The organism is Stieleria sp., assembly GCF_041595215.1.
Lineage (GTDB): Bacteria > Planctomycetota > Planctomycetia > Pirellulales > Pirellulaceae > Stieleria > Stieleria magnilauensis.
Map to the genome: position 1 here is coordinate 1 of NZ_JBFHKV010000931.1, position 3472 is coordinate 3472.

The 3472-nt window shown below is 56.8% G+C and carries 3 protein-coding genes; 2 read left to right on the plus strand and 1 reads right to left on the minus strand.

What is annotated here, in order from left to right:
• The first annotated feature begins 288 nt into the window (after window positions 1-288).
• A complete protein-coding gene (locus ABX749_RS26430) occupies window positions 289-1059 on the plus strand; it encodes an SDR family NAD(P)-dependent oxidoreductase (protein ID WP_372898640.1) in 771 nt (256 codons plus the stop codon).
• A 35-nt stretch (window positions 1060-1094) separates the two neighbouring features.
• Here the strand turns inward: ABX749_RS26430 and ABX749_RS26435 are convergent, their stop codons facing one another.
• Window positions 1095-2495 (minus strand): sialidase family protein, encoded by a 1401-nt coding sequence (locus ABX749_RS26435; protein WP_372898641.1) that lies wholly within the window; start codon window positions 2493-2495, stop codon window positions 1095-1097.
• A 206-nt stretch (window positions 2496-2701) separates the two neighbouring features.
• Here ABX749_RS26435 and ABX749_RS26440 point away from each other — a divergent pair.
• Window positions 2702-3472, plus strand: a 771-nt coding sequence (locus ABX749_RS26440; protein ID WP_372898642.1) for a multiheme c-type cytochrome, incomplete at its 3' end; no start/stop codon positions are given.

The following is a 3472-nucleotide window of genomic DNA, read 5'->3' on the forward strand; positions in this document are numbered from 1 at the left end:
GATCCATGGGGCGTCGGTCTTCCTGGATGGGGGCAAAACGATGGGGGCAAAGCGATGGGGGCAAAGCGATGGGGGCAAAGCGATGGGGGCAAAGCGATGGGGGCAAAGCGATTTGCGCCCGTGATCGTGTTGTCGTTCTCAGGTCGATCAACTTTCGGCCTGGAAGGTGACCGACCGCTTTTTCCTCGGCATCGCGAACCGGCCTGCCGATTTCGACTTTGGCACGGGAATCGCACTTGCATCGGTGAGCATCGAAACATTGGACGCAATCTTTAACCAAAAGCCATCATGCCTACCACGCTCATCACAGGAGCCTCCTCCGGGATCGGCTGGGAACTCACCAAACAATTTGCCGGCGGTGGAGACGACGTCGTGCTCGTCGCTCGCAGTGAAGACAAATTGAACGAGTTGGCTAATCAGGTGCGCACCGAGAATGGCGTCAACGCGACCGTCCTTCCGGCGGATCTTGCCAAGCCGGACGCGGTCGACGAACTGTGCCGGCAGCTGAGGGAGCGTTCGATCGAGATCGACACCCTGGTCAACAATGCAGGTTTTGGGGCACTCGGCAAATTCGCAGAGATTCCTGCGGATCGGCAAACCGACATGCTGATGGTGAACGTTGTCGCGCTCACCCGCCTGACCCGGATGTTGCTTCCCGCGATGCTGAAAAACGGTCGCGGCGGCGTCTTGAATGTCGGGTCGATCGCCACCTATCAAGCTGGACCAAACATGTCGGTCTACTACGCATCCAAAGCCTATGTCCTGTCGTTCACCGAGGGGTTGCGGGAGGAGGTCGCCGGTTCGGGGCTTCACGTCACCTGTTTGGAACCCGGCGCCACCGAGACCGGATTCGGCGAAGACTCCGGCATGGGCAAGCTGGACATGTTCTCTTCGGCAACGATGCCAGCGAAAACCGTCGCCAAGGCTGGCTATGAGGGCTATGTCAACAACGCGGACATTGTCATCCCGGGCTGGAAGAACCGTCTGATGGTGACGTCGACCAGTTTTCTACCGCGCTTCGCAACTCGAAAATTGGTTGCCCGGTTGCAGGGCGCGTGAGACCGCGCGTGTATCGGTAGCACTTCAGAGAGGCCTTAAAGACTGTCACCCTCTCGGCGGCCGCCGCCTTGGTCGCTGGGGCGGCTGACGATGTTGTTCAAGAAGCTCTGCTCATTGACCAGCTTGCCGGCCAGGATGTCTGCTTCGGTGATCTTTGACAAAAAGATCGTGTGTTGGCCGATCACGCCCCGCCCTTGGTCGTAGACGATGTAGATGGCGCCATCGTTGCCGAGTGTCGCCGATGGATAACTGATCTGACCATCGTCGCACAAAAGCAGTCGATGCGTAAAGGTTTCGCCATCGTCGTCACTCAAGTACGCCGTCATCCGGGTCCGCGCGGTCTTGTGTGTTTCCAGTTCGCGTTCGTTTCCCTGTTTGTCGGTATAGACGTATCGCTTACGGCCGTTTTCCTGTTTCATTTGAACATCGTTGGCGACCAACAAGACTCGACCTGATGGGAGTGTTTTCAGGATGCATTTGGTATTGATCGAGAACTGCATTGGGTAGTAACCGCCCAGTTTCCAGGTTTTACCGCCGTCGAAGGATTCGGCAAACTTCTGTCCGTTCTTTGCGCGGTAGAACGTGAACAGGCTGCCGTCTTTTCGAATGATGGGCATTTGCTCGGCAAAGACCGCATCGTTATCGACGGGGAATTCGGACACGAAGATCGGCGTGCCGTCGACGTCTTCTTTCAGAAAGCGAATCCGCACCTTGTCCCGTTTGCCGACCAATTTGAAGTCGTCCATCGACCGCATGATCGTGCCATCAGGAAAGAGAAGCGGCTTCATGACGGAGATGTTTTTATTTCCGAGTAGCCGCGGCGGGGACCAAGCGGTGTGCTCGTTTTCGGGGTCCAGCATCGTAAATTCCCACGCCGACGTGGCGAATTCGTCTTTGCCCTTGAAGTCGATGTTCCTCAGGCCGATAAAGCGGATGTTGCCCTCGGGGTCTTTCCACAGCATCGGGTCCGACGCTCCCCCGCCCAGCAGCTCACTCGGGTCGAAGACAAAGACTTCCTTCCATGTTTTGCCGCCGTCCCCGGAGGTTGAGATGACCGAGAATTGGTCTTGGTGGTACGGCGCGCGTTCGGCTTGCACGTTGGAGCCGAACCAGGTTGCCCAAAGTCTGCCGCCCTCAGAGATTTCGACTTGAGGGCATCCCTGGAAGACTCTCAGGTTGATGCGGTGCTTGTGGTAGGGCTTTTGTCCTTTGAAATTGATTTTGGTCAGCGACGGCGGCGTCTTGCCCGTGATGCCGTAAGGAAAATTCTGGGACACGTCCTCGGGCGGCGGCAGGGTCACGTCACCCAACACGGATGAGGGATCCATCGTTTGGGCGTGCAGCCCCGCGGAGAGGCCCGGAAGCAGGCCGACCAGGAAACTCGATGCCAGCGCGACTGCGGCTGCATGGCGAAGCAGCTGATTCTGTTTTTGCATGTCTATCTTTGATTCGAACTGAACGTTGTCATTTTCCGATCGTTGCTAAGGTAAGCTATGGTAAACCGATGCGGATCCGAGGCTCGTCATTTTTCGGTGCTTTGTCAACGCTTCCGCCAGGCACCTGATTGCTGATTCAGACAAGGCACTCGATCGTTTGGTCCAATCGAATTTTTTGACAGATCTTCGCCGCAGGAGAGGAAACCTTGAATTTGAAACGCTGGTTCGCACTCATTGCGATCGTCACGGTCGTCGCCTGGCTCGGCTACGATGCGATGAAACGGAAACGCGACGATGATCTGGTTCGTGATCTGATGGATGCGCGGCGACAGCAACCGGATGAGGAACCCGAGGTGTCGGCCCTCGCTGAACCGCCCAGCAACATGGTGGTCAATCAGATTCCGGGCAACATTTGGTTCGTCGGCAAATACGAGGACGGCGGCGGCGTCGAGATCCCGTTTCGCCCCGGCGAGTCTCCGCAGAAGAGCGGTGACCTTACTCCGCTGCACGACAATCCGGGATATGTCGGACCCGAACAGTGCCAGGAATGCCACCGAGAGAAGTACCAGTCGTTTCTCGCGACGGCGCACTACAAGACAAGCCGACCGGTCAACGAAACGACGATCGACGGAAGTTTTGAACCCGGCTCCAACACGTTCCAGACCTCCGACCCCAACGTGTCCTTTGAAATGGTTCGCAAAGGCGATGAGTTTTTGCAACGCGTCCATTTCTTTGACTGGAACTTTGAGGTCCCGATGGAAATCATCATGGGATCGTCCAAAATGGCGCAGACCTATTTGTATTGGCACAAAGACGGGCTCTATCAACACAACGTGACGCACATCACCGACGGTAACCAATGGATCAATAGCCCCGGATACATCGACGGCGACGCCGCGTACGCCCGCCCCATTCCGCAGCGTTGCCTGGAATGCCACATGACGTACTTTGACTACCGCGGCAACAAGAATCGCTAC

Bases quoted from the DNA above. Each gene is read 5' to 3' on its own strand.
- ABX749_RS26430 (WP_372898640.1), top strand. From the start codon at position 289: ATGCCTACCACGCTCATCACAGGAGCCTCCTCCGGGATCGGCTGGGAA.
- ABX749_RS26435 (WP_372898641.1), bottom strand. From the start codon at position 2,495: ATGCAAAAACAGAATCAGCTGCTTCGCCATGCAGCCGCAGTCGCGCTG.